The organism is Mesorhizobium sp. WSM4819 (genome assembly GCF_055811215.1).
Genome location: NZ_JBVVQO010000015.1, coordinates 26,948 through 53,619 on the forward strand (window position 1 = coordinate 26,948; position 26,672 = coordinate 53,619).

At 60.6% G+C, this 26,672-nt stretch carries 24 protein-coding genes and 1 pseudogene; 9 read left to right on the forward strand and 16 right to left on the reverse strand.

Annotated features, from left to right (window positions below; translation table 11 throughout):
- Positions 1-109 precede the first annotated feature (109 nt).
- Entirely contained in the window at positions 110-1,330 is a 1,221-nt protein-coding gene (gltS, locus tag AC0L18_RS15700; protein WP_473493179.1) for a sodium/glutamate symporter, read from the forward strand.
- Between the two features lie 164 nt (positions 1,331-1,494).
- Here the strand turns inward: gltS and AC0L18_RS15705 are convergent, their stop codons facing one another.
- The 8 genes from AC0L18_RS15705 to AC0L18_RS15740 form a co-directional block, all read right to left on the reverse strand.
- Complete coding sequence (locus AC0L18_RS15705) at positions 1,495-2,727, reverse strand: HlyD family secretion protein (protein ID WP_473493180.1); 1,233 nt, start codon at positions 2,725-2,727, stop codon at positions 1,495-1,497.
- Positions 2,724-3,239: a hypothetical protein gene (locus tag AC0L18_RS15710; RefSeq protein WP_473493181.1), complete on the reverse strand. Its 516-nt coding sequence runs from the start codon at positions 3,237-3,239 to the stop codon at positions 2,724-2,726. The genes AC0L18_RS15705 and AC0L18_RS15710 overlap by 4 nt, the downstream gene beginning before the upstream one ends.
- Positions 3,240-3,457: 218 nt before the next feature.
- Complete coding sequence (locus AC0L18_RS15715) at positions 3,458-4,444, reverse strand: DUF2950 family protein (RefSeq protein WP_473493182.1); 987 nt, start codon at positions 4,442-4,444, stop codon at positions 3,458-3,460.
- Between the two features lie 20 nt (positions 4,445-4,464).
- The gene (locus AC0L18_RS15720) at positions 4,465-5,823 is read right to left on the reverse strand and encodes a DUF3300 domain-containing protein (protein ID WP_473493183.1); all 1,359 of its coding nucleotides are present in this window, start codon (positions 5,821-5,823) and stop codon (positions 4,465-4,467) included.
- A gap of 310 nt (positions 5,824-6,133) precedes the next feature.
- On the reverse strand, positions 6,134-7,132 hold the full coding sequence (locus tag AC0L18_RS15725) for a formylglycine-generating enzyme family protein (RefSeq protein WP_473493184.1): 999 nt from the start codon (positions 7,130-7,132) through the stop codon (positions 6,134-6,136).
- Positions 7,133-7,149: 17 nt separating this feature from the next.
- Complete coding sequence (locus AC0L18_RS15730; RefSeq protein ID WP_473493185.1) at positions 7,150-8,157, reverse strand: HAD family hydrolase; 1,008 nt, start codon at positions 8,155-8,157, stop codon at positions 7,150-7,152.
- Positions 8,158-8,212: 55 nt separating this feature from the next.
- Entirely contained in the window at positions 8,213-8,812 is a 600-nt protein-coding gene (locus AC0L18_RS15735; RefSeq protein WP_473493186.1) for a hypothetical protein, read from the reverse strand.
- Positions 8,813-8,884: 72 nt separating this feature from the next.
- Positions 8,885-10,522 (reverse strand): arylsulfatase, encoded by a 1,638-nt coding sequence (locus AC0L18_RS15740; protein WP_473493187.1) that lies wholly within the window; start codon positions 10,520-10,522, stop codon positions 8,885-8,887.
- 635 nt (positions 10,523-11,157) lie between these two features.
- On the opposite strand from AC0L18_RS15740, the pseudogene AC0L18_RS15745 reads away from it, so the two are divergent.
- A pseudogene (locus AC0L18_RS15745) lies at positions 11,158-11,447 on the forward strand (hypothetical protein); the annotation flags it as partial.
- Positions 11,448-11,565: 118 nt separating this feature from the next.
- Positions 11,566-13,641 carry a mechanosensitive ion channel domain-containing protein gene (locus tag AC0L18_RS15750; protein WP_473493188.1) on the forward strand — a complete coding sequence of 692 codons (2,076 nt, stop codon included), beginning with the start codon at positions 11,566-11,568 and terminating at the stop codon, positions 13,639-13,641.
- 178 nt (positions 13,642-13,819) lie between these two features.
- On the opposite strand, the gene AC0L18_RS15755 is transcribed toward AC0L18_RS15750, so the two are convergent.
- The 5 genes from AC0L18_RS15755 to AC0L18_RS15775 all read right to left on the reverse strand — a co-directional run bounded on the left by AC0L18_RS15755 (position 13,820) and on the right by AC0L18_RS15775 (position 19,367).
- Entirely contained in the window at positions 13,820-13,993 is a 174-nt protein-coding gene (locus AC0L18_RS15755; RefSeq protein WP_473493189.1) for a HupE/UreJ family protein, read from the reverse strand.
- Positions 13,994-14,028: 35 nt separating this feature from the next.
- Positions 14,029-15,585, reverse strand: a complete 1,557-nt coding sequence (locus AC0L18_RS15760) for a DUF1254 domain-containing protein (RefSeq protein WP_473493190.1) — start codon at positions 15,583-15,585, stop codon at positions 14,029-14,031.
- A gap of 994 nt (positions 15,586-16,579) precedes the next feature.
- On the reverse strand, positions 16,580-17,848 hold the full coding sequence (locus tag AC0L18_RS15765) for an alpha/beta hydrolase (RefSeq protein ID WP_473493270.1): 1,269 nt from the start codon (positions 17,846-17,848) through the stop codon (positions 16,580-16,582).
- An 80-nt stretch (positions 17,849-17,928) separates the two neighbouring features.
- Positions 17,929-18,741 carry a porin family protein gene (locus tag AC0L18_RS15770; protein ID WP_473493191.1) on the reverse strand — a complete coding sequence of 271 codons (813 nt, stop codon included), beginning with the start codon at positions 18,739-18,741 and terminating at the stop codon, positions 17,929-17,931.
- A gap of 314 nt (positions 18,742-19,055) precedes the next feature.
- A complete protein-coding gene (locus tag AC0L18_RS15775; RefSeq protein ID WP_473493192.1) occupies positions 19,056-19,367 on the reverse strand; it encodes a hypothetical protein in 312 nt (103 codons plus the stop codon).
- A gap of 353 nt (positions 19,368-19,720) precedes the next feature.
- On the opposite strand from AC0L18_RS15775, the gene AC0L18_RS15780 reads away from it, so the two are divergent.
- From AC0L18_RS15780 to AC0L18_RS15805, 6 genes are all read left to right on the forward strand, one after another.
- Positions 19,721-21,439: a hypothetical protein gene (locus AC0L18_RS15780; RefSeq protein WP_473493193.1), complete on the forward strand. Its 1,719-nt coding sequence runs from the start codon at positions 19,721-19,723 to the stop codon at positions 21,437-21,439.
- Positions 21,420-21,551 (forward strand): hypothetical protein, encoded by a 132-nt coding sequence (locus AC0L18_RS15785; protein ID WP_473493194.1) that lies wholly within the window; start codon positions 21,420-21,422, stop codon positions 21,549-21,551. Before AC0L18_RS15780 ends, AC0L18_RS15785 begins: the two co-directional genes overlap by 20 nt.
- A 475-nt stretch (positions 21,552-22,026) precedes the next feature.
- On the forward strand, positions 22,027-22,251 hold the full coding sequence (locus AC0L18_RS15790) for a hypothetical protein (protein WP_287210538.1): 225 nt from the start codon (positions 22,027-22,029) through the stop codon (positions 22,249-22,251).
- Between the two features lie 654 nt (positions 22,252-22,905).
- Positions 22,906-23,139 carry a hypothetical protein gene (locus AC0L18_RS15795; RefSeq protein ID WP_027151722.1) on the forward strand — a complete coding sequence of 78 codons (234 nt, stop codon included), beginning with the start codon at positions 22,906-22,908 and terminating at the stop codon, positions 23,137-23,139.
- 118 nt (positions 23,140-23,257) lie between these two features.
- Complete coding sequence (locus AC0L18_RS15800; protein WP_473493195.1) at positions 23,258-23,467, forward strand: hypothetical protein; 210 nt, start codon at positions 23,258-23,260, stop codon at positions 23,465-23,467.
- A gap of 335 nt (positions 23,468-23,802) precedes the next feature.
- A complete protein-coding gene (locus AC0L18_RS15805) occupies positions 23,803-24,960 on the forward strand; it encodes a hypothetical protein (RefSeq protein WP_473493196.1) in 1,158 nt (385 codons plus the stop codon).
- Here AC0L18_RS15805 and AC0L18_RS15810 read toward each other — a convergent pair.
- From AC0L18_RS15810 to AC0L18_RS15820, 3 genes are read right to left on the reverse strand one after another with little or no spacing between them, the layout of a single operon-like run.
- A complete protein-coding gene (locus AC0L18_RS15810; protein WP_473493197.1) occupies positions 24,935-25,495 on the reverse strand; it encodes a hypothetical protein in 561 nt (186 codons plus the stop codon). The genes AC0L18_RS15805 and AC0L18_RS15810 overlap by 26 nt on opposite strands.
- The gene (locus AC0L18_RS15815; RefSeq protein WP_473493198.1) at positions 25,471-26,064 is read right to left on the reverse strand and encodes a hypothetical protein; all 594 of its coding nucleotides are present in this window, start codon (positions 26,062-26,064) and stop codon (positions 25,471-25,473) included. Before AC0L18_RS15815 ends, AC0L18_RS15810 begins: the two co-directional genes overlap by 25 nt.
- Positions 26,061-26,504, reverse strand: a complete 444-nt coding sequence (locus tag AC0L18_RS15820) for a hypothetical protein (RefSeq protein WP_473493199.1) — start codon at positions 26,502-26,504, stop codon at positions 26,061-26,063. Before AC0L18_RS15820 ends, AC0L18_RS15815 begins: the two co-directional genes overlap by 4 nt.
- Positions 26,505-26,672: the final 168 nt, after the last annotated feature.

The window sequence follows — 26,672 nt, forward strand, 5'->3', positions numbered from 1 at the left end:
CGCTTGCAGTTTCTGAGCCCAGACGGCTCGCTTACGTTGGGCCAGCTGTTGTAATCTGTTCGTCATCAGTGGCGTGCCCCATGTAAATGAGCGCGCCCCGGGGGATCAGATGATCGATTTCGATGCTCAGCAGGTGCTGCACGTGCGCCCGTTTCTATCGGTCACCGCAGGCGTCGTTGTGCTCTTCGCCGGCAAGGCGCTCAACCAGCGTTCCGCGGTCCTGCGCAAGTACAACATCCCGGAACCGGTGGCCGGAGGCCTTCTTTTCTCCGTTGCGATCGGGCTGGTCTATCTCTTCTCCGGCATCAAGGTCGATTTCGACTTGACGGCGCGCGATATCCTGCTCGTCTACTTCTTCACCGTGATCGGCCTCAACGCCAATGTCGGCGATCTCGCAAGGGGCGGCAGGCCGCTGGCGATGCTGCTGGCGGTCACCGTGGCTTTCATGCTGGTGGCGAACGTGGTCGGCATTGGCGCAGCCGGCATCCTTGGGCTGGACCCGTCTGTCGGGCTGCTTGCCGCCAGCATCTCGATGACCGGAGGGCACGGCACCGCGATCGCCTGGGCGCCTGTCATCGCCGAGACGCGCGGCGTCGCCAACGCCATGGAAATCGGCATCGTCTGCGCGACGATGGGGCTCGTCCTGGCGAGCCTCGCCGGCGGGCCCGTCGCCCGCTACCTTATCCAGCGCAATCGGCTCGAGGCGCAGCCGGAACCGTCGTATGACGTGGGCGTGAGCGCGGACGCCGAGCTTCCTGAGATCGACTACTTCTCTTTCCTGCACGCGATCCTGGCCATCCATGTCGCCGGCATCATCGGCATCATCGGCCACTCGTGGCTCGAGAGCGTCGGGGTGAAGCTGCCACTCTTCCTGCCCTGCCTTGCCGCCGGGATCGTGCTCTCGAACCTCGTGCCCCGCGTGCTGCCGGACGGCGTCTGGCCGAGCCGGACAGCGGCGCTGGCGCTGATCGCCGAGGTGTCGCTCGGCGTGTTCCTCGCGATGTCGCTGATGAGCATGAAGCTGTGGACGCTGACCGACCTTGCCGGTCCGCTCTCGGTGCTGCTCGCGCTGCAGCTGGTCCTGGCGGTGCTGTTTGCGGTCTATATCTGCTTCCCAGCGCTCGGGCGGAATTACGACGCGGCGGTGGCGACGGCCGGCTTCATCGGCTTCGGCCTCGGCGCGACGCCGACCGCAATGGCCAACATGACCGCCGTGACCCAGCGTCACGGGCCTTCGCACGTGGCGTTCCTCGTCGTGCCGCTGGTCGGCGCGTTCTTCATCGACATCGCCAACGCCATTGTGATCAAGCTGTTCCTCGCGGCGCTTTGATAGCCCGCGAGGCAGCGATACCGCTGATCCAGGCCAGCAGGGTGACCTGTCCGCTGGCGATGTCGTAGCCGGCCGGCACGACCTTCAGCTTGCCCCCTTGACCGCCTCGGCGATGATGGGGAGGCTTGGCTGAGCCGGGCGCCCGGGTTGCTGCTCAGCCTTTCTCAGTGCCCGGAGAGGACAAGCGTCTGTACCGGAAGGAGCAGCGCCTGAATTCGAAGGATGACGGCGTGCACGACCCCGACCGTGTCTATGACGTGGAAAAACAGCCATTTCGAGGTGCTCAGTCCTTCTTCGGACAGCCGGTCGTGATTGTTGGTATACGCATTGGCAATACAGCTGCTTCCCGGCGGAACGCCTTCGAACCCACCCTGGAAAAGCGGTTCCAGAAAGACGGTGATCGTCCCGGGCCTGATCACTTGCTGAGCGTCGATCAGTTGATCCGACGCGCGCACTTGGCCGGTTGCGATAAGACCCTGCACCTCGGTCACAACCATCGGGATGATGGTCATCGGCATGGAGATGCAGGTGGCCTCGGCAACCATGCCTACCTTCATGACCTGCGCCTCCAACTGGCCGAAGCCCGCCACAAGCGCCCGCCTGCCTGCCTTCGCGGGAACCAGCACTCCCGCGGGCCGCAAGATAGGATTGACTATATCTCCCTTGCGTAGCGTGAACTGCTCAAGCGTTCCGTCCACTCCCGCATAGACGACCGTCTTGTCCAGTTCGACCTGCGCCTGGGCAAGTGCAGCCTCGGCGCTGGCCTTCTGCGCCGGCAGTACCGAAGCGATCTGGGCTTCGACGGACTGCTTGCTGGCCAGGACGGCAGACACCGCGGCTAGGCGACCATCGACGATATTCTGAAGTTTCTCGATCTCCCGTTGCGCAACCGTACCGGAGTTTCGCCTCTGAAGTTCGGTTCTGGTCGCGAGTTCGTCCACGGCCTGCTGATAGGCGCTCCGCGCTTCCTGGATCCGGGCATCGGCCGTCACCAACTCGGTCTTCGCCAACACCAGCGCCGCATCTATCTCCGACACACGCAGCCGCGCAGTTTCAAGCGCGGCTTTCTGGGTCGAACTGTCGAGCTTGAAGAGCCGCTGTCCCGATTTCACCTTTTCCCCGAGACCCACATAGACCTCTTCAACGCGGCCGGAGCCTTCGGGAAGAATGGGCACCGTGCGAAAGAAAGAAACGGCGCTGGATGTCGATGGATGGTAATAAAGGATCAGCGTCAGGAGTACGATGGTGAGTCCCAGGCAGGCGGTTATGCCATAACGGAGTTCATACCACACCGAATAGAGCGTGATCTCACGTCCGATCTTCTTTCCCTGGACAAAACGCCGGACGAGAAAATCGGGCAGGATCGTCACGACTGAGCATAGCAGTAACTCGATCATGGCCGGCGCTCCTCGTTTGCTGGAACCCGGTGTTGGTCATCGGGCGGCGTGGATGGAGCCTCGAACTCCACAACCCGCACCTGGGATAATGGCGCGTCGTTCACCGACAGCGGCGATCCCGCAGCAATTGCTTCCGGCGCAGATGCTGCAGGTGCGGGCGCCTGGCGCCTGTCGGCGGCCATCCTGGCAAGCGATTCAGCCATGGTGGACAACGGCGTCCAGAAGTCGGGAATGGGAACGATCGCAAGCAGCAATGCCGCAACCCAGAACACATTGATGTGAGTGAACAGCGCGAGCAACGCCAGAACCGCCACCAACTGAAACTGGACCTGGCTGGCCCCATGCGCGATGCGCTCAGGCAGCGAATGGAGCCAGAAATACAGGCTGCCAAGCATCATGAGCAGCACGATGATGAATATTACCGTTCCGGTGAAGAGAACATCGGTCTCTCCCGGAGCCACAATAAACCCCGGCAGATGATGGGGTGCTAGGGGATGCATCGCTTCGGACATTGCCATCACTCCAAAATATCAGGCGCTGCCTGATGATCGCCGCTTCCTGTTCGCCACCCTGTGCGGTCTGGGCGGCTTTCTGCTGGGCGCCGCCCGACGACGGACTGGTGGCCGGGCTTGGCCATGAATGAGAAGCTCAGTTCCATACGACCTCTTCTGCCACAGCGCAGGGTTTTGCCGATCGACTCGAAAATAACCCGGCTTTTGATCCATTTCTCTCAGTCGGCCACGACTTGCCACGTATCGTTCGGATTGAAGCGTTCGATGTATGTCACGATGGCGTCCGTTGCTGGCCCGAGATCGGTCTCGTAGACGACGCCGTGCTGGTTGACGGCGAAGGTTTTTGCGCCTGTCTCGCCATATTTGGCCGGCCAGGCGATAAGGCCAAAGCCGGCGATCATGTTGCCGTTTATGACGTAGTCGTAGGCGCCGCCGGCGATCTGGTCGCCCTGGCCGGTCAGGATCTTGTATTTGTAGCCGAAATAGCCTTCGCCCTTGGCCGCGTCCTCGAGCTCGGCCTGATCGATATTGCCGCCAGCCGGGCTCTCGCCGTTGATGTCGTCTGTCGGCCAGTAGAGTCCGTCGATCGCGCCTTCCGAGCTGATCAGCTTCTGCGCGAACTCCTCCACGCCATCCTCGTCGCGGTCCCGCGACGCATAGTCCTCTTGCGCATCGACATAGGCGCGCATCGTCTCGATCGCGGTGAGCTCGTTTTCGCCGACATACCGGTTCACGATCTCTTCGAGCCCGGCATAGGTGTCGAAAGCCCACTTGCCGTCCTCGCCCTTGACGAGCGGAAACGGCAGCGGCCACAGCTTGTCGCCGATCTGCAGCGTGCGGCGGTCACCCTCGCCATCGAGGACAAGCTGCTTGGCCACACCCTCCTTGATCGCCGCCAGCGTCTCCTCCGCGTTCTCGTCAGCTTTCAGCTTTTCCGCATCGAGGCCGAGAAGGGTCGCAACCGAACCGTTGCCGGCGTCTTTCAGGGCCTGCTTGAATGCATCGACCGCTGCCTCGGGCGTATCGAAGACGGGCGGGTCGGCGGCGGCCGCAAAGGCGGTGATCTCCGGCGCGTCCGGCGCATCCTGTGCAGATGCTGGCTGCGAGACAGCGAAGCCCACTGCAAGCGCCACGGCGCAGACAGAGCCGAGAAGGATCGTATGCAAAAGTCCCGTGTGACGGGTGGTGCTGAACATCTGTATCATGATCCGGTCCTCCCGTTCCGTTAACGCCGGCGTCCGCCGCCGCCGCGCTTGATCTGCTTGTGGCCGCCACCACGGCTGCCGCCACCCATCGATTGGTGGCCGCGGTTGGAGCTGACCTTGGTCACCTTTCCGCGATCGACGTTGCCAAGCCCCGAAGGCTTCTTCGGCCGATTGTCGACCCTTGCCGCCGGTTTCGGCTTGCCGGCCGGGCGGTTGACCTTTGCCGGTTTGGCGGTTGGGCGGTTGGCGGTCGGGCGGTCGGCGACGGCGGGCCTGGCTTCTGGGCGTTTGACGTTCGGCCTGTTGCCCGGCCTGTTTGCCGCCTGACCGCCCTGGCCCTTCAGCCCGTCGAGCGTGCTCTTGCGGATGTCTCTCGTTGCGGCCGTCTTGCCCGGCGCCCTATTGGCGAGCTTGTCGTTCTTCTTGATGTCGCGGGCGCGGTCGCGGATTGCGTTGTCGCCGTTCTTTTCGATCCGGTTCTTGATATTGTTCCGGTCGAACTTGGTGAACTGGTCGCGGTCGATCTTGATCTTGTTGCGGTCGATGTTCTTCCAGTCGACGTCGTTCAAGTTGATCTTGCCGCTGAAGTCGCGGTTGTTGAAGCAATTGTTGCAATCGATATTGATGTCGTTGCCGTTCCAGCGGCCGCCCCATACGCCCCAGTCGTTCCAGTCGACGGCGGCGGCCCAGATGGCGCCGGTCACCGCCCCGGCGAAAAAGGTCGCTCCCGGATACCAGTAATAGGGGTAAGGATCGGGATAATAGCGGATCGGTTCCCACACGTAACCCGGCTCATAAAACATCTGCGGCGGATATTGCGGGACGTAGATCACTTCGGAGCTCGCCGACTTGATGACAAAATTGTCGTTCTCCTTGACCACCTGGATCTTGTCGTCGGTCTTGATCACGCCCTTGGCGACTGCCTCGTCGCGCAGCTGCTGGATGGCAACCAGCACGTCCTTCTGCTGGTAGGCAATGGCGTCGCCGAGCGTCTGCGTCCATTCGAGGTCGTCGCTCATCATCTTGACGATGCCCGGATAATTGAGCAGCGAAACCACGGAGCCGTCCCAGCTCTCCTTCGGCTTCAGGCCCTTGTCCTTCTCGTACCGCTCGAGAAAGCGCGCCGCCTCGACGATCTCCAGCGGATAAAGCGCTGCCGCGGTGATCACCGCGATCAGTTCGTCCGGATAGAGCGCAATCCGCGCAACCAGGACCTCCATCTCGTCGGCGCTCAGCGGCTCCGGCGAAGTCGTCGCATCACCCGAAGCGGCAGCCGCCGCGACCTGTTCTTGTGCAAGGACAGGATGCGCCGAGCCAAGCCCGGCAAGCAGCAGCGCCAGCGCCGCAGCGCCGACCTTCAACATGTCATTGCCCGTCATGCTTCGATCCTCCCTGCTTGTCGTCGTCCCGGCAGGCCTTTGCGCCGGGCGGCTTTTTTGGAAATGGGAACGTCACCACGCCGCGGAGAGCAACGACAGTGGCAAGAAAGGCCTTCAACTCATCTCCTCCTGGCCGGCAGAAAGGGCTTTGAGGGCCGGCGCCAACGAGGACGCCTGTCCGCAGGCTGAAACGATGCGCCAATAGGCCCTGCTGCACCAGCGACTCTATGTAATTTACGTCGAACGCGAGCAGCCAAATGCGGGCGCCCGCACAATTGGCGGTGAGCGGAAAACTGCACCTCGCCGGTGCCTACTCTGGATCCAATGCTCGACATATCGCGCCGAGACTGCGTGCAATGCAGCGGAAACCCAAATGGCACGTCGACGTATCGATCGGCTGCGCCATTCGGGCGGCCGGGCGGTAGCGCCGGCAATAGTTGGGCGCGCAAAGATGCGAGCCGCCTTTCATCACCTTGCGCGGGATTCTGATCTGCGGCTGCCGTGGATCGAGGCTGTCGTCCCGTTTGGCACCGCGGGGGTTGTCAACCGTGCAGCACGGGCTGTCGATCTTGCCGTGTTCCTGGTACCAGTCCGTGGTCCACTGCCAGACATTGCCAGCCATGTCGTAGAGGCCGTAGCCGTTGGCGGCAAAGGAGGCGACGGGTGACGTCCCCTCGTAGCCGTCCTCGCAGAGATTCTGCCATGGGAACTCGCCTTGCCAGGTATTGGCCATGTGTCGGCCATCGGGCGCCATTTCATCGCCCCAGACAAATTCGGCCGCGTCGAGCCCGCCCCGCGCCGCGAATTCCCACTCAGCCTCGGTGGGCAATTCCTTGCCCGCCCACGATGCGTAGGCTTCGGCGTCCTCAAAGTTCACATGCACGACCGGATGGTCGGCCAGCCGCTTGATCGAACTCGCCGGCCCGCGCGGATGGCGCCAATTGGCGCCGCGCACGTAGACCCACCAATTGTAGTGGTCGCGAAGGTCGACACGCTGTTTGGCCTTGCTGAACACCACGGACGATGGCGCCAGCATGTCCGGCTTCGCTCCGGGATAATCATCGGGATTTACGGGACGTTCGGCCGAGGTGACGTAACCAGTTGCGTCGACGAAGCGAGCGAACTCGCGGTTGGTGACGGGGCAGGCGTCCATCCAGAAGCCGCCCACTGCCACCCTATGCGCCGGCGCCTCTTCGGGATAGTGCTTGTCCGATCCCATGAGGAATGTACCGCCGGGAATCCACACCATGTTCAGGATTGGCTCTTCGACCTGTGTAGATTGAGCCTGGTGTTCCACAACTTGGCGCATCGTCTTGCTCCGAATCCTTACTTCTCGAAGGCGAACACCCGATTCCAATCCTTCTTCATATCGATAACCGTCCAACCAGAATCGGCTGCGGCGTCGAGACCCTTGTCGAGATGGCCGATGTGCGACTCGCGGTCGTAGGCCCATTCCCGCTCACCGTCGGTGTGGTGCACATAAAGGCAAAAGTGCGGGCCAGGTCCCGAGCATGTCCATTGCAGCATCTGCAGGTCGCCGTCCGAATTGCCGAACGCCGCGATGGGCCGGCGACCGATGTGCTGGTGGATGCCGACAGGCTTGCCCGCCTTGTCGTCAATGAAGTTGATTTCCGGCAACTTCATGAGCAGTGGCACCCCGTCGCGCATCTCAAAACTGGTCTTGCCACTGCTGCCAACGATCTGCTCGGGTGGAATGCCGTAAACGTCTTCGCTGAAGACCCGCATGAAATCGATCCCGCCGCCTGATACGATGAAAGTCTTGAAGCCGTTGGCCCGCAGATAGCTCAACACCTCCAGCATCGGCTGGTAGGCCATCTCCGTGTAAGGCCGGCCGGTCTTCGGATGCTTGGCGCTGGCAACCCAATCGCGGACGATCTGATCGAATTCCTCCGTCGTCATGCCGGAATGCGTGGCCATGACGATCTGCATGATGGCCGGCTCGCCGCCAGCAAGTGCTGCTTTCACGTCGCCCCTCAGCAAAGAGGCAAACGGCTCCTTCTCCTTCCACTCCGGATGTTGCGGGGCGAGCGCTTTGATCCGATCGAGCGCGAATAGGAGTTGGAAGTAGAGCGGCTGTTCGCCCCACAGCGTCCCGTCATTGTCGAAAACAGCGACGCGCTCTGCTTCGGGCACGAAGTCCGCCGCGCCTTCAGCGGTCACGCGGTCGACGAACGCGACGATGGCCTGCTTGGCCTGGACATCATTCCAGGAAGGTAGCTGATCGGCGCCCTGCGCAGTGGCAGAGCCTGCGGCCCCCAGCAACAGGAGGATGGACACCAGGTAGCGCTTCGCGGCGCAAGCAAGATTGGTCATGATCTGATGTCTCCTCTGCGTCGCGCTCATCCGGAGCGCCATCATCAAAAAGCGATCACTGGTAAGGGTGATCGCTCGGGTTCGTTGGACCTGACTCTCTCGCGGTAGCTGCCAGACCGGCTGACCGAGGTCCGTCGCGGCGTTCGAGCAGCAGGGTCCAGAGCCTGCCTTCGCCAAGGGCGACATTCAGTTCCCTGGACGCCAAATAGGGGATCAATATCAGCAGCATGATCAGGCTTGTCGCCAGCGTCTGCGGCAGCTTGGCGCCTCCGAACTCGGCGAGCGAGGCGGCGACCGATCGCCCATGAATCAAACCGACGACGACTTCCTCGATGACCGAGAGAACGAGAAGCAGGATCAGATAGAGCAAGGCCTTGTAGGCTATGACGTAGGCGATTCTGCCTGCTCCGCGCCGGTCACCCAATCGGATCATTTGACCGAGCATTATGAACTTCGCCAGGATCAGTGCCTTGATGGCCGCCAGGCCTGATGGCAGATAGCTGATGCCCTCCTCGCCAAGGATCGCTGCCTTGTAGAGAATGAGCGCACCAAAGCAGACGAATAGATACAAAGACAGGAGCGCGTACTCGCGCAATTCGTTCTTTGCCCGCTGAGCAATGGTCTCGGTCGAGGGATTGTTGTTCGCGACGGCCATTGACCTGCTTCCGAGTTGGCTTGGAGGCCGCGCCTGCCGATAGTGCGAGCGCGGCCTGTTCAGAGCGAAGACTCAGTGTCTGCCACCCTCCTGCAGTTTCGCCAGGACCTGGTCGAGCGCGAAGCTGCCGGGGCTCTGCCGCGGCGGGAACTCGACATAGGTCTGCAGGTGTTTGGCGACATAAGCCTGCGCCGGCACGAGCGCGAAGGCGTGCTCGACACGCCATCTGTCATATTCCCCGGCGTCCGTCTGCGCCCGTTCGAACGGGTCACCCTTGATGTCGAAGAGCTTCGGGAACCGCAGCGGAATCAGCGGATTCTCCCACACGGCAAGCCCCTCCTCGCGCTGCTCGAGGAAGACCATCTTCCAGCGTTCGTAACGCAAGGCGGCGAGATTGCCGTCATCGGTCCAGTAGAAGTATTCGTGGCGCTTGCCTTCGCCTTCGCCAGCCAGCACATCGCGTTGGTTGTAGCCATCCAGATGCACCTTGAAGCTCTTGCCAGCGGCTTCGTATCCGCTCAACAGCTTGGCCGTCACGTCTGGCTCGCCTGCGGCGGCGACAAGCGTTGGCACGAAGTCTTCATGTGACGTTATGTGATTGATTTCGGTTCCGGGCTTGATGACGCCGGGCCAGCGCATCATGCACGGCACGCGGTAGCCACCTTCCCAGTTTGTGTTCTTCTCGCCTTTGAAAGGCGTGGTGCCGCCGTCCGGCCACGAGAAAACCTCCGCACCGTTGTCGGTCGTCCAAAGGACGATGGTGTTGTCGGCGATGCCGAGGTCATCGAGCTTGCCCAGAAGCTGGCCAACCATGCCGTCCATCTCCACCATGGCGTCCGCATAGATGCCCAAGCCGGTTTTGCCCTTCGAGGCCTCCTTGAGAAACGTGTAGATGTGGGTCCGGGTCGAATTGAACCAGCAGAAGAACGGCTTCCCGTCGGCGTTCGAGCGGTCGATGAAGTTGAGCGCGCTGCCGAGGAACTCTTCGTCTACGGTTTCCATGCGCTTCTTCGTCAGCGGACCGGTGTCCTCGATCTCCTGTTTGCCCACCCGCCCGAAGCGCGGATCCTCGGTAGGATCGTCGGTTGCACTGGCCTTGCATTTCATCACGCCGCGTGGACCGAACTTGGCCTTGAACTCGGGGTTCTTCGGGTAGTCGGGATGCTCCGGCTCGTCCTCGGCATTGAGGTGATAGAGATTGCCGAAGAATTCATCGAAGCCGTGAACGGTGGGCAGATGCTCGTTGCGGTCGCCGAGATGGTTCTTGCCGAATTGCCCGGTAACATAGCCCTGCGGCTTGAGCAGTTCCGCAAGTGTCGGGTCCTTCTCCGACAGCCCTTCCTTGGCACCCGGCAGGCCTACCTTCAGCAGGCCGGTGCGGAAGCAGGATTGGCCGGTAATGAATGCGGCGCGCCCGGCTGTGCAGGACTGCTGGGCGTAGTGGTCGGTGAAGATCGCCCCCTCTTTGGCGATGCGATCGATGTTCGGCGTGCGATAGCCCATCATCCCCCGGTTGTAGGCGCTGAGGTTCCAATAACCGACGTCATCGCCGAAAATGACGAGGATGTTGGGTTTTGCACCCGCTGCTTGAGCTTTCGCGCTCGTGGCTATTCCGGATGCGACAGCTGAAATGGCAAGCACAGATCCTCCGGTCAGCAAAATGTCGCGCCGGTTCGGTTGTCGGTCTGGATTCGCCTGCTTGTCACTCATCTGACGTCCTCCTTTGCCTGTACCGCTTTCCAAAATGAGCCGGGTTTTCGGTTCCTTGGCGAGAAAAACATGCTCCGCGTTCTGTCGATGAGACGAAACTCGTGGCAGGACGGTTCAACCATGCCCTCGACAAAATCGTCCTTCGTGAGGTTCGCCTATTGCCGCTCGGGGCGGAAGGTAATTAACGGTAACCTACGGGCAAAATCCGCTCGGTTGCATCGAAAGCGGGGCTATCCAGGATACGGTCGAGCTCGACGGACAAATGACCGTAGGGAGATCCAATTCCCGGCGCCGATATATCGCGCCATAGCCTTGGGTTGGATCGGGAAGACATTGCGGGTTCTTTGGGAACCGCTGCCACAGGCGTGTCAATCCTCGGCCATCGGCGGATACAGCTTCACCAAGCAACAGTTCGTCTACGTAACTTACATACCGATACTGGCACCATCAAAAAGACTATGCGCATTCTAGCGCATAAGGAATGGCGCTATGGCAGCAAACGGCAAAACTCCTGGCAGGGAGCAGTGATATTCGGCGGCAAGCGACGCCTGCCGCATGCCGAACTTGCGATCCGCAAATGAGGCATTCCGCGACAGTAGGGTGTGGACGGTCGACACCGACTTCTCCTTCAGTGAAGCGACGGCGCAGCCTGGGTGGATGCCATGGCCGGTTTCGTGGAAACTATTCGGTCAGGCCCGAGGTCGACCGGTGGGGCTCGTCGGCGCCGGCGAAGACCGACATCGACTGGGATGTCGCCGGGGCGATCGGCTATCGTTTCAACGATCGCACCTCATCGGTCATCGGGTACCGGGCACTGGGCGTCGACTACAGCAACGACGACGGTTTCCTCGATGTCGTGCAGCAAGGTCCGATTCTGGGACTCGTTGTCCGGTTTTATGGGCACAAAGAGTCCGATGGATTTTGACTGCGCCCTTAACTTGCAGCGACTCTGCCCGGAGACGTAGCATGCAGCCAGAACAGGGCCCATAAAAGGGGCGAGGAGCCAATATGTGCAGCTGCGGCATTCAAAACTCGAGGCACTCATGAATTACAAGCTACGGCTCGGGTTCCTGCCAGTTGTCGTCGTGCTCTTGCTAGCGCTCTTGCAAGGAACTTCGCTAGCTCAACAGCCCTCCCCCGACCTTCCGCCCGAAAAGGCAAAGCAGTTCCTCGAGCTTTTGTCCGATCCGCAACTAAAGGCATGGCTCGAGGGAAAGATTCCAGCGGCCACGGACGAGCCCGGCCTGTCCATTTCCGAGGACATCTTGAGCGTGGAGACGGGTATTCGTGCCCGTATCGGTGCGCTCGGCGCCGCGATCCCGCGCCTGCCGGAAGAATTTTCGCGAGCCGCCGAAATTGTCTCGCATGACGTGAACTCCGGCAGGCCAGGGCTGGTCATGGGCATCCTGGCGGTCCTGATCGCGGTCGGTTTCGGAGCCGAGTGGGCGGTCCGACGAGCGCTCGCCAGGACGATGAGCGCGGTTGCTCAGGAAGACGCCGGACAAGCGGTCCTCTTCGAGACTGTCGCCCTGCTGACTTTTGCTCTCGCCAGCGCCGGTTCGTTCCTGGCACTCGGATGGCCACCCTTGCTCCGCAGGATCATTCTGACCCTGCTTCTTGCGTTCATCGCGTTCCGTATCGTTCGCGCGGCAGCCCGATTGCTGTTTGCGTTCGGCGGTGCGACAAGCGCCCCCTCGGACAAGCCGACTCGGCTTTTCGAAAGTGAGGCTTCGACCCATTTCTGGCGGTGGCGTGTCAGCCTTGTGGCCGGGTTCCTGTTGTTCGGCTGGGCCATCGCCAGCCTCATGCCTGGCTTGGGCTTCTCTCAAGAGGCTGCGGAGCTCGCCGCCTTCCTGTTCGGGCTTGGCGTTCTGGCGACCGCAATCGAGGTCGTCTGGCAACGGCCCGACGGGCGAGGCTCTCTGGTCAAGCAATGGTTTCTCACCTTGTCCCTGATCGTGCTCTGGATGGCTTGGGTCGCCGGCCTGCTCGGCGTCCTGTGGCTTGGGATTTTCGCCCTGGTGCTGCCGACAGCCTTGCGCGGCGTCGGCGCCGCGGCACAGGCCTTCGCCGGCAGGTCGAAGCGCAGCGGCGCGATGGGCGTCGCACTCAACGTGCTCATTGTCAGGGGCGCCAGGGCGGTGGTCATTGCCGCGGCAGTCGCATGGCTTGCCTATATCTGGCGGATCAGGGCCGCGAGCCTCGCCGGCAGCGAAAGCGCCGGCTTCCTGATAACCGGGCTGCTCCACGGCATCATCATTCTGCTGATCGCCGACCTGCTCTGGCAACTGTTGAAGGCCTTGATCGAATATCGCATGAACCTCGCGCAGGCGGATGGGAGCAGCGCCGACCAGCTGGCCCGCAGCGGCCGGCTGCGCACGCTGTTGCCGATATTCCGCAACGCCCTTGCCGTGTTCATAGCCGCGGTCACCGTGCTAACGATCCTCGCTGGGCTCGGCGTGAAGATACTCCCGCTGATTGCCGGCGCCGGCATCTTCGGCATCGCCATCGGCTTCGGCTCGCAGACCCTGGTCAAGGACGTGCTGAGCGGCGTGTTCTACATGATGGACGACGCCTTCCGGGTCGGTGAATACATCCAGAGCGGCAGCTACAAAGGCACGGTCGAATCCTTCAGCCTGCGGTCGGTGCGTCTGCGGCATCATCGCGGCCCCATCTATACCGTCCCGTTCGGTGAACTCGGGGCGGTCCAGAACATGAGCAGGGATTGGGTGATGGACAAGATCACGATCGGCGTGACCTATGATTCCGACGTGGACCTGGCGCGCAAGCTGATCAAGAAGATAGGCCAGGAGCTGGCGGCAGACCCGGAATTTGCGGCTGACACGATCGAGCCGCTCAAGATGCAAGGCATCGACAATTTCGGGGACTACGCGATCGTTCTCAGGATGAAGCTGATGACAAAGCCCGGGACCCAATTCGGCATCAAGCGGCGCGCCTTCATGATGATCAAGAAGGCCTTCGAGGAGAACGGTATCAAGATCGCGGTTCCCACCGTTCACGTCGAGGGTGGCGGGGAGACTGCGGCCGCTGCTCATCAGGCAAACCAAATCCTGAAAAAGAGCAAGGCCCCCTTGGAGGCGGTGAGCGACACGCCATAGAGCTGCGCGGTCCTGTCCACGTCATCCGAACTCGGCCTGACCTTTCTGAGAAAGGCATGAAGCGGGGCGAGCATCCACCCACGGGTCAGAGCCTTCCTGCGGATCGGATCGCTGCTCGGATTTCATTGTACCCATGGGGTCGCTCCACGCCCGCTACATGAACATTGAATCAAAGCGCTCAATGCTCCAGAACGCTGATCGTCCCGATGACATAGGCTGAGGCGACAACCGCCTGCCGCGGCAATTCATAAACGCGCTGGACTAGATGAATGGCGACCAGCACAACGGCAATAAATATCAGCTGGCTAAGTTCGACGCCGACGTTGAATGAGAAGAGCGCCAGCGGGACCATGGGATCCGCGCCCCATGGCCAACCGTATCCACTTGTCACGGGACGAGTTCGATCTCGCCCGGCTTCCAGGTCTTGTCGAACCATGGCTGCAGCGGACCATAGAGGCGAAGAAGAACGTTCCAGCCCTTGCCGGGAACTGTCTGGATCCAGTTGGCCCCATGGCCTTCCGGCGCCGTCGGGCCGAACCAGACATCGACCGAGGAGTCCGCGTTGATCACAATGTCTTTCTTGTCGCTGCCGATGCTAGGGAATTGCTGGTCCGTCTGCAGCATCGAACGCGTCTGATTGTCATACAAGACGAACGACCAGAAATTCTTTGCCGGAATGTTTGGCGGCAGATGCACCTTATAGGTCTTGCCGCCATCGAACGGCTTGCCGTCCTTGTCGGTCGTGGCGCCTGCGTACTGCGAACCGATGCCGACGCGCTTTATCGCCATGGCCGGCGTGATGCCCGTCGCATAGTAGTGGAACAGGACACGGGCATCCAGATAGCGAACGCCGGGCTGCAGAAGGAACTCGTAGCTGCCGCCGACAAAGCCGGTGAACCAGGCACTGTCCGGATAGTAGTAGGCGTCCTTCATACGAGTCTTGAAGGTAATGGTGCGCGCTGTCGCATTGCCGACGGCCACGGCTTCAGTGAGGATCTTCTTCATCCTCTCGTCGGGTGCGAAGGGTTTGCCTTTTACAATGCCGATTGCGGCGAGTTGTCCGAGCACTTCCGGGTGATAGGCCTCATTCGGCTCGTATTGGACGATGTTGTTCACTTCCTCGTAGAAATGGAAATCATTGGCATGGATGGTGTTGTACTCCTTGCCAGACGTATTGATGATTTTCATTGGCGGCGGATTGCCGACGTCCGAAAGAGGATACACCTTGGCGAATTTCCTGGTATTTTCGACCGCAGTTGCGGTGCTGCCATTTTCGAGGAAGCCACGCCAGAAGAACAGGTTCCCGTAGGTCGACGTCCGCAATACGAAATAACCTTCGGGGATCTCGCCCTCGTAGCCCGGCGGCAAGAGCAGGTATTTTCCACCCTTGCCCTTGTCCGGACCGGCATTGCCGACATCGCCGACATATTGGAACCAGTGATTGTCGATCATGCCCAGGATATTGGGCGGCGTCTCGATGACCAGCGGACCGGCCTTGGTGTCCAGCCACATCAGATTGTAGATGCTTTCGGTGTTGCCGGTCAGAAACAACGAATGCGAGTCCATGAGGTTTTCGAAGATCAGAATGGTCTGGTTGTTGTCGGCGCCCTGACTGGCAAGGCCAACCCGCATAGCTTCAACCGATGCGCCGGGCATGGCGTTGAGGAAGGCGTCGACGCCGCGCATGAAATCGAGATTGTCGTAAAGCTTCTCCGAAGTGGCGTCATCCGGGAAGCCGTCGAAAAAGTTCAGCTTGCCAAGCCTGGTGTCCAAACTCTCCGGCGTGATGATCGAATCCGGTATCGGCGTCGTCATTTTCATCTTGGGCGCTTCGGCGGACGCAGCGGTTAGGCCCATCAGCACTACCGAAACGGTGGCGCAAAGCAGTCTCGTCGTGCGTGCAGCGGTCGCAGTAGAGCCGGCCAATTTCAGGTAGTGTTTCATGGCTTTTCATCCTTCACAGTGGCTCAGGCCGCGGGGCGGCCGGTCTTCTCATTTTTTCGGGAACAGAAGCGTCCGGTCCATCAACCGACGGATCGGGAACCGACGCGCTGCCGCTGAAAATGCTTTTTCTGCCTTTTGACCCGATACCCGCTGGCATTGCGCCACGTTATCAGGGCAACCTAGGCTCGGCACTCGTGACGTGCCAGCCGCAGTATGTAAGTTACGTGGACCACCCCGTAACTGACGAAGAAACGAGGCGGCGGCGGGTCGAAAACCTCAACACGCGAGGGTACGGTGATCCGGGCGGATGCCTCCGCAGGAAGAAAGTTCAATCCCCTGCGGAAGACTGTCGTGCCCAACTCCATCGGATCGCCAACGGCATACCGGGTGCCCCTCGTCCCCAAGGCCAGCGCTTGACCGCGCGTTTGCCTTGGGAAAGCGGTCGAGCGATTTCCTAAGAATGCGAATGCCCTGGGCCTTGCTGGCTCATATCACCATCGACTAAGTGCGATTCATGTTTCCGGCTGACCCGCCTCGTCGCCGGCGGTCGGTCGTGCCCTGGCCATCGCCCGGCACGCGGTGGAGTTGGATCCCCGCAATGTGTGCGCTCTGCACGCCGAAATGTCCGCTCTTTATCAACAAGGAATTCAGGGCGAGAGCCGTCGCGACAACTGGCGAAAGGCCTGATGGTGCTCCACCAAACCAGAACCACAGCAAACGCAGCTGCAAATAGGACAAACGTCTGATGCGAAACCGGCTGAAGAGCGCGATGACGGTGGCGAGGCCGAACAAGATGAAAAGGACGCCGGCCACTGCGGCCCAGGCAGTCAGGATTGCGACGGCTAGCGAAAGGATAATGGCAAGCGAGATCCGAGCGATGCGACGCATTCATCCCCCTTTTTAGCCAGACGAAACCGTGGCAACGTTCCTGCGGACGCGGCTGACTCTCTCCGTCATCGGCTTCAGTGCTGCCGCCTTTGGCTTCCACGAAGGATTATTGCTTGCAATCTTTGGTGGACGCAGCGGAGCCAACGCATTCCTTGCCAGTAGTCGATTTCTGGCTGGTCCGGGAACCCGTCAAGGCGCCGATGTGATTGCCCAAATTTTCTCTGCTGTTTTGATCGACCGCTGCAACAGGTGCGGCAATCACCAACCCTGCCGCGCTGCCCGCCGCTGCCGCCACACCGGTCGTTGCGTGAATGATCGTGTCGCCGAGGCCTATCCTGTTGTCGGTCAACGTCTGGCCGCCGGCCATACGCGCCCCAATCAGTTGCACGACCTGCGGTGACGAGGCGAACTTGCCGTGATGCAAAGGATCTCCGGATTTGACTTTCGTCAGATCGATGACGGTTATGTTGTTGCTGGCGAGATCTTCCCTGTATGGAGCTTGTTCCGGATCAATCGATCCGAGCCGGGGGATATCGCCCCAGACCCGTCGCGAAACTTTGAGCGCGCGATCGTCCTGCGAGACAAAGAGGGTGAACTGCGGGTGCTGGTTGCCCATGTCGGCAATCTGAGTGCGAAACACATCGACGTCGACGTCTGGCGCGGCCAGCATGACGTTCTTGAACTTTTTCGGAAGGCCGCCATTGCGGATGGCCATCTGGCGCAAGCCTTCCAGCGCAAGCCAGTTGCCCATCGAATGGGCGAGGATCGAAACTTCCTTTATCTGGGGATCGCGTGCAAGGTATTGGAACAGCAGTTCAAGCGCATTTCGCGTGTAGTTGGTGCTTTCACGATCGTAGCCATACGCCAGCGCACTGCCTCGGGAGGGCCAGGTGACCAGGATCGGGACGCTCTGCGTGTCCGTGTCCTTTGCGATCTGCGCAAAGCGATAGACCGCGTCTTCAAAGCGATTGTTGAATCCGTGAATAAAGACGAGGACACTGTGATCCGGGCTCTTCCTGACCGAGGCGCTAAGCCACCCCTTCGCTGTCTCGAGCGTCAATTCCTGGGCCTGCACGACGGCGAAATCAGTCGCCGGGTTGGACGGCAGCTTCTTGGGCCATGCGACCTCTCCAACCTTGCGGACCGATGGCGGAGGGATCGACACCGTGATTTCGGCGAACGAGGGGGCCAGTCCGCGCTCGCCCGTATACATTTGTGCCGGATTGGAGGAACGACTGCGTGTCGTTGCGACCAGCATCTCCACCTTGCTGGAGGACGGCGAGGTATCGGCCACGGGCAGCAGCACATTCGTCGGACGGGACGCGCACCCCCACAGCAGGCCAACCAACGCCGATGCCAACAAGACGTTGCTGATACGCCTGACTTTGGACGGGCTCACGAAACAGTTCCCCAAAACTCTTCTCCCGTTCGAAGCCGTCCCAGGCTCAGATATAATCAGAACCGAAACCTGGCGCCGATGATTGGTCCCTGCATTGCTATGTCAAACACAAATCGGTCGTCGTCGTAGTCTACGGCAAGGTAGCGATAGCCTGCTTCCAGCGTGACCCAATCACTGTACCGGTATTGAAGCGTGCCCTGCACTTGCCAATCGAGTTCGGCGCCAAGGCCGAAGCCACCGACATCCGCCTCGCCATGGAGTCCGAATCCGTTGCCGAGAGCAACGTCGCCGGCCACGCCAATAATGGGGTCCACCCAGGTCTTGCTGCCGCTGGCCTCCCTTACGGCGAGAGGGCCAGTAACGGTCAGATCAGCATCGAGGTGCCAGAGCCGTCCGCCGGCCAGAACGTCCAAGGTCGCGGTGCCATTGTCGAAGACCCGATAGGAGCCGCCGAAGGTCCAAACCACCGTGTCCATGTTCGCTTCGGCCGAGAAAAGAGCCAACGGGCCGGGCGACGTGCCATCGGCCTCGAGTCCCAGGTATATGAAGTCGGTGAACAGTGCGTAGCGGCCATTGCGCGCCTCACCGGCAAGCATGACCGGCGGGGGAGACCAATCGATGTGGTCAAAGATCTGGCCGAAATCGACGTCGATATCTACCGGCGACAGGCCCCTGACGCCGACCCTGCCCTTCATGCCTGCCATCCAGAAATAGGGTTCTGCGGTGAAGGTCCAGGCCGGCACGGCTTCAGCAGGCACGGGCGCGGCTTCAGGAAGTTGCGTCGCAGCGTCAGCAGCGATCGCCGGCACCGCAAACAGCGCTGCCGCTGTTCCCGCCGAAGCCAACACGAGAGCTCGGATGATTCCCATATCGAAGTCCCCTCTAATTCCGTCTTTTACTTCATGTCCGATGCGATCGCGCCCGCAGCGACAACATATATCTATTCGCGCCGCTCAGCTAATGGATATCGGTTTCCGATCGTCTCTCATGTCGACAGCGGTTCATTTTGTTGCTGTCACGGACGAACAGTGCCGGGCCTACTTCGGGAACAGCAGTCCCGTGCGCAATCGAGCCCGTCGGGTCCGCTATCGGGGCTTACCGTGACGACAAGCAGGGCCGGGAGCACGGCTGCTATAATTTGTGGAGGTCGATTGCCAGACAGAAATTCCAAGCCAGCCTCCGCTTAATTCTGGCGTGGCGGCCAAGGAATGACGTGCGGTTTCCGGGCGGCATCCGCGCGCAGCACAGCTCCGACCTCCCCAACCAACCGATCCACCAGTTCCTGCCATTCGGCTCGTCTGGACTCGCGCAATGCCGGCGGCACCTTGTCGATCCTCAAGAGCGCCAGCTCCGCTTCTGCAAGTTCCTCGCACATATCCTGAAAGCCCTCACTTCGGCCCAACAGCCGATGGATCGCCAATTCAAATTGCGGGAACCGACGAACCGCCGCCGAGACCGCTCTTTGTCTATCAGCCGGTTCGTCGTCCATCCTCATGGCGCAAATTCGTGTTTTTCCGAAACCACCGTAGCCTATCGCAGGGAGGCGGCTGCGGAATGTAAGTTACGTGGGCGACAGGGTAATTTCTGAACATCCATAGCGGTCGGCACCAAGCCTAAAATCGCAAATTCAAATTGCGCTGCCGGCGAGGCCGCCTAACTCTTTGATCCGTTGTCATCCGCCGGTGCATTGCGCGAACCGTCGCCGTGGTCCCAGCGTTATCCGTTCAGACTACTGAGAGTATTGCAAGAACAGGCTCGCGGTTATAAATTGCGCAGCGAGGGTAACCGGCGAAAAAAGAAATATAACTGGGAGTGGTCACCCCCAGAACGTCAGGTGAGGGAACCAAGGTGATCCGGGCGGAACCAGCCATAGGGAGGGAGCATGGGCTCGCCCCAGAGGATTGTCGTGCCCAGCTTGCCCTGATCCTCAACAGCGCGGACTTCGATGCAACCGGTCGCGAGCGCCGCTTCCTCAGCCATGTGGTGGAGGAGACGCTGGCGGGTCGCGGTGATCGTATCAAGGCCTATTCGATCGCAGTCGAAGTGTTCGGCCGTGACATGTCCTTCGACCCGCAGACGGATCCGATTGTCCGGATCGAGGCTGGCCACCTCCGGCGCGGGCTCGAACGATACTACCTGACTGCCGGACACGACGATCCTATTCTCATCACGATCCCGAAAGGCGGTTACGTTCCAACGTTCTCGGTGCGATCGCCCCTCGAGACCATTGAGCCGGATTTGCCTGTCGACCGAGCAGAGAAAGTCTCGCCCCCTGCTCGATGGATGAAGGCATCATGGCTGACGGTGGCTCTTGCGGCAATCGTCGCGGCATTGGCTGTTCTGGCATTGGGATTGGCGAGGAGCGATGTTCGCCCGACTTCGCCTGAGATCCCGCGACTGCTGGTCGAGACGTTTGACGACCTTTCAGGAACGGAAGCCTCCAGGGCGATTGCGAGCGGATTGAGGCAGGAAGTCGTCAGCCAGCTTTCCAAGTTCAAGGATATCGTGGTCGTGGAGTCGGCCGCAAAGGGGGAGGATCCATCGATCTCGCCGGCAAGATTTGTCCTGGCCGGAAGCGTGAACCTGTCGACCGATGCCTTCCGGCTTCGGGTCCGGCTGCTCAACCGGGCGGACAACTCGGTTCTGTGGGCAGAAAGCTATGATGGCGGGCTGAAAGTGGCGCAGCTTGTGGAAGTCCAGACGGACATCGCGCGTAATGTGTCATCGAGCCTGGCCCAGGCATATGGCGTCATCTTCCAGGCAGACGCCAATCTCCACGTCGTCAATCCGCCCGACGATTGGGCCGCCTACTCTTGCACGCTTTCTTTCTACGCATATCGGGTCGGTGTCGATGCAGAAAGCCGGTCATCGGTGCGCGGGTGCCTTGAGAAGGCAGTGGATCGCTTTCCGACCTACGCCACCGCCTGGGGTCTTCTCTCGCTAATCTACATAGATGACTACCGATTCGAGTTTTCAGCCGACCCCGAAGAGTCCGCCGCTGCGCTCGATCGCGCCTTGGCGGCGGCAAGGCGATCTGTGGGGCTTGATCCTGTCAACATCCGGGGACGCCAGGCCGAAATGGTTGCGCTTTATTTCCACAAGGAGATCGATGCCGCATTGAAAGTGGGCAAGCAGACTTTGACCATCAACCCGAACGACACCGAGTTTATGGGTGAATATGGAGAGCGCCTGGCGGTTTCTGGAAATTGGCATGACGGATGCCAGTTGATAGCGGAGGCGCGTCAGAAGAACCCGGGGTCAGGCTACTATGACGTGGATCTGGCTCTTTGCTCGTATTTCAGCGGGGATTATACGCAGGCAGCCATGTGGATCAACAAATCGCCATTTCCGTCGAATCCGATCTATCATCTGCTTGCCGCTGCTGTTTTCGGCGAGGGAGGATACAAAATCGCGGCTGATCGCGAGGTCGCATGGCTGAACCAAAATCAACCTGATTTGGTGAAGAACATCCGCCAGGTGGTTTCGGCGCGGTTGGCCCGTTCGCAAGATGTCGAGTTTTTCCTCGGCTCGCTAAGGAAAGCGGGCCTTGGCATCGCAGGCGACTAAGAAGTCAACGGCGCCCGCCCCTCACCTGCCCGGCGGCGAAGCCGGCATCAAAAACATCGAGATCTGGATGGACGAAAGGGTTCGTTCGAATGATGCTATTGCGTTGTTTTGAGCGCAGGTTTTGCTCAGCCAGCACAGCGCCTCCTCTTAAGCACGCTGGCGGTCTTGGCCCGGCGGCCTGCTGACAGTCCCCCAATAGAGCTGTCGGGCCACTCGAACTTGCTCAATGGAAGGCGCGGACTTCCAGGATTAGAACCAACAGGCACATCAGAGGCATCATCTTTGGCGAGGTGCCGCGTCATTGAGCACTTGCCAATGAAGGATAATGGCTGAAAACGCAAAAAAAGCCCCGCCGCTCCTTTTGCGAAGCGGCGGGCCCCCCACTCGCCCCGCATTGCTGCCCATGAAATTGCGGTGCCAGACGTGTTGACCCATTGCGGCGCACCTTTTGATGCCGGGACAGCCTGTTCGCAGTTGAGAGGGGCTGTATCGAGCGGGTCGATGGCGTATCGACTTTTTTGCCGCAAACGGTTTCGCGCCGGAACGCTTGCTCTTCTGGATGGTTGGTTGGGACAGGAGATGCAGGTGTGGCCAAGAAGCTGTCAATCGCCGAAACGTTGCGACGAACCTCTGACCAACTGAAGAGGATCCGGAAACACGTCGCCAATGGCGGTCATGTGGACCAGATGCAAGAGGTCGACGCCTTGGTGGGCCTCGCCAAAGAAGTGGCCGACCGGCAGCTGGCCGGGTATGAAAGCCCGGCGGATGAAAACGATGGCTCTGTGCAAGACAATGACGATGCAAAAGACTGAGCGTTGTCGACCGGCTCCTGACATTCCGCGATAACGGAATTACTTGATTTGCCAAGATCGATACTATCCAGCGGTGGCGGACCCCCCAATCCGCCTGGCCGGCGCCGTCAAGCGTTCTTACCCCACGCCCCCCAAGCGGCGCCGGCCGCTCGGCTGCGCACCCTCGTGTCAGGCCCAGTGTCAGGCCCGAGGGCATGCTTTTGCGCAACATGCATTGGACCAGCAGACGCGCGGGTTTGACGGGTTTTTTCTGCAACTTGCGGCGATCTGTACACGCGCCACGCAATCGGGAGATTCCCATCGCTCTCGGCGGCCTTTAATACCCGATCTGCGATATCGCAGCGGATAATGGGATCGTCCGCTATATGATCCATTGGATTCTGTGGATTCTGTTTGAAAAACATCTCCGGCCCCGCGCTTGGCGCTGAGAATGCTCAACGGATACCGCTTTGAACAGTCGTCAAATGACGACCACAGACGAATTTATACGTCATACCACGAAGGCCACCTTGGCGTAATCGCAAGGAGCCGAGACGCGGATCCTGCCGTTGGTCTGTGCAACAGAAGCTTGCAGCCGGGAACAACCACTCGACGGTTCGCGTTTGTGCAAAGGCCCGCTTCTTTTGCACGGGCAGCGAGCCTTGAAGGTTCGCAATGCCGCACCGGCGTTTCAATCGCACCCGCCTCAGCCCTCACGATCTGGCTATTTGTGAACGCGTGTACGATCAGGTTTGCGCAGATGAACACATCGACCCTTTGAGCCGGGATGCCGAGGCCTTGGCGGTGATGATTGTCGCAATCTTCCGAAACATTACGACCAGTGAGCGCGAACTGCTGGAGGAGGTCAGGTCGCTTCGTCGTCCAAAGGGCGCAGAACAGGCGCGCTAGCTTGGCGGCTTTCCCTGACGAATCGTTCTTGTCCCGCTTTGGCACAGCCGGATTGGCATCGTAATTGCCTTTTGAGTCTCGCCAGAGTGTAGCCACAGCGCTTGCGAAGGAGATGGAAATGGGTTTGGCCGAAGACCTGTCTGATGTTGCCCTCACATTCGCTTGTCCGGATTGCTCGCATCCGGCGGTAAGGAAGGGCTCTGCGCTGAAAACGATCGCCCACTTCAGATGCGGCGGGTGCAACGCCAAGGTGCGGATCACTTATCCGCAGAAACTGGCGATCTTCGAAAAGCACAAGCTATTGACTGCGCATGGGGCATGGCAATAACTCAACGCTGCTTATGCGGTTAAGAGCCAGGTTCGACTTCCCTGTGATTCCAAAGGGTTTTGGCGAATTGATGAATTGATTTGGAAGATGATAGGATCCCCGATCGCCCGGAGACAACTTGGCCGAGCATGGCTGCGCCATGAACTTATTTGACGGAGGCCGAACGCCATGGTTGAACCGCAGCTCCCATCGCCTGCAAGGGCCTCCGATCGTATTCAACTCCAGGTGGTTTGAATTTGACCACGGCAATTGAGGACATTTTTCGGCCGCTTGCATTAACCGCGCGGTTGCTTGTCCAGTGTTGGCCGCAGCTATTGCTTGTCGGCTGCCTGGGCATGATCGCTCGTGGTCTGCTGCTTCAGGGCGCCGTGACGATCGGCCTGCAATTCCCGCTGGGCGGAATGGTCATGCTGTCGCTGGTGGTCCTCGCCAAGCTGACGGTGCTGGTCATGATGTTCGTGGTGCTCCGGCCGCATATGCCGGCGGTGGCGGCACTGAGGCAAAAAGCCAAAAAGACAGTGGACGAAATGAAACGGGAGCCGGTCCTGGCGATTACCGCCGCTGCGATCCTGCCGTTCTTCGCCTATTACGCCGCCTGGGGTTTTCTTGGCGATACGGTTCGCGAATATTCGCGCATGGCGCTCGCCCAGGCCGAGTTCGGCAAGAGCGTCGACATCTTCGCCATTCTTCAGTCAAGCGGCGTGGCGCTGTCGATCGTCATATGCTGGCTGGTGCGTTTTGCCGCCAAGCGACTGGATGCGCGCGCGTCTCACCCCTACTGGCGGCTGCTGATCGTGGCGACGGACGCAACCTGGGTCTTCATCGGCCTTTATGCGCTCGGCGTATGGAAGGACCAGTTCATCCGCTGGCTTGGCGCAGGCGCCGTTCTGCAACAACTCAGTCTCGATTTGCTTGCGCCGGTAAGTCAGGCGGCCGCGGCCGGCCAGTTCGTTCCCGTGGAGTTCCGGCCGCTTCCCTTCGGCGAGCAGCTTCAGAATCTGTTCTTTTTCGCGTTGCTGCCGATTGTCTGGCTGGTGATGGCAGCGATCATCAACGGCTATGAGCTTTCCGCGCCGGCCGCTTCCGGTCCTGCGCCATCCCAAGCGACCTCCTGGCAGAAGTGGCTGAAGGATTTCGCGTCTCACTTCGTTGGCGGTTACCGCAGCCGCTATTCGCCGGTCTGGACCTGCGTCAAGCTGACGCTCAGTGCCGGCCTGGCCACGCTTGTCACCTTCGTCATTGCTTATCAGGCCATCTCCTGGGCCGGCGCCTGGACATGGTATGGACTGACGAGGCTGATCGGAGCGCACGATCTCGCGACCTGGCAGATCTTCGCCGATGCCATCAGCCTGTTCATCGGCAGCCCAAGCGAACTCGACGGCGGAATCCTGCTCGACGCGGTCCGGGTCGCGCTGCTTGCAGCCGTGCTCGAGACCGCGGTCGCCATGGCTGGCGCAGACAATGGCGTCAGGTCCGCGGCTCGCCGACGTTGAGATGCCTCGGCAGCGCCGAGTAGAGGGCGATCGACAGCCTGAGGCCGCTCGCCGCAGGTGGGATCGAAAAACTGGCAGCCATCCGTGCCGGTTTGCCGGGCTCCGTCGCCGCGAATGCCATGCCGCCGCACTGGGACCGTTGCTCGGCCTCCGGATACTGCTTCCTGACCACCGGATCGGCAAACAGGGTTGGCCGCCATTCGCGACCGCTCCCATCGGAAAGCCGCACCTCGCAAGGTACCGAGCCGAGCGCTTTCGGGTCGGCAGCGAGAGCTTCGAATTCGGCAAGCACGACGGCGCTTCCCGCGCTGCCTGCCAGTCTGGTGAAGCGTGTCACGGTCCAGCTGGCGCCGGCATAGTCGATCGGCTGTCCCAGGCTCGCAGATAGCGGCTGGCGCAGATGTTGAGAGCGCCAGTCCTTGATGCTTCCCCACGTCTGCACGGCCAACGCGGCAGGCAGTGCGACCACCAGCGCCATCGTGCTCAGCCAGTAGCCTCGCCGCGTTGACCTCACCTTTGCGGGAGAACTGTCCATGGCGGCCTTTCTTCGTTGCGGCGTAAGGTGATCGCCGGCTCGATGTCCTTGCCGGAAATAGTCGTGGCGATGCGGATCTCGTCGTCGAGCGGCAGCAATTTTGTAGGTGCGACCACGACGGTCCCGCCGGCGACAGCATCCTCCGGCACTTCGAACACCAGAAGGACCCGGCGTGGCAGCCCGGGCTGGTAGACATCGCCCGGCATCATTTCGATCGTCGCCCACAAGCGGTCGGTCAGGACATAACGGATGCCGCTGCGGCTCAGCCACTCGCCCGATGTGAGACCCAGGGACTTGAATTTCGCTTCGGCCTCGCATTCGACCACAACCCATACGCCGGAACTCGTGTAGGTCTTTGACTTGCCGAAGGTCTCGACGTTGAGAACACGCGCCACCCTGGCGCTGTCCAGCGAAAGCGCGAAGGCGCGGGCCTCCACACGCTTGTTCATGCCGCCCGAAGCGACTATCGGCGATGTAATGTCGCTGTACAGCGGACGCGTATGCTGCATGCCGTAGAGCACGGCGGCAGCCAACAGCAGCGCCAGCGCCGAACGCAACATGCGTATCATGGCGCCTTCTCCACCGGCAGATCGACCGTCGCAACGGGATCACGTTCGAACCACCCGCTTGCACCGTAGACATTGTCGCGCAACTTGTAGATCTGGCCGGTGACGGTGATCGTCACCTTGTCGGGCACGGGCACACCGGCCGGCCACTCCCAGGCCATGGTCAGGCGTTCCGGCATGTTGGGATTGAAATATCCCGCCAGGTACTTGTCACGCTCGAGATAAACCGTTGGCATCGGCAGCTTTTGCGCCGGCGCGCTGAGCGTGACGACGCGATGGAGCACGTTGTTGGGAGTGGCGGAACGGTTCACCACATCCATATCCACCATCACAAGCTGCACGGGCCGCGATGGCGGAACGCCTGTCGGCGGAACGGTTCCGACACGTGCCGTTCGCAAGGTCACAAACCAGCGACCGGCATCGATTTGCTGGCCCGCCTGCACAACCGGCGTCCTTGGCGGGTGGGCAGCTTCGTAGAGCGTCATTGAAAACGAGATTGCCGATGCGGCCAGCCCGCCCAGGCCTGCAATCAGAAAAGCATACAGCCGTTGCCGTATTGTCGTTCGTGTCGGTTCCGTCATGCGCCGCGCGGTATGCGATGGTCCTCGGGC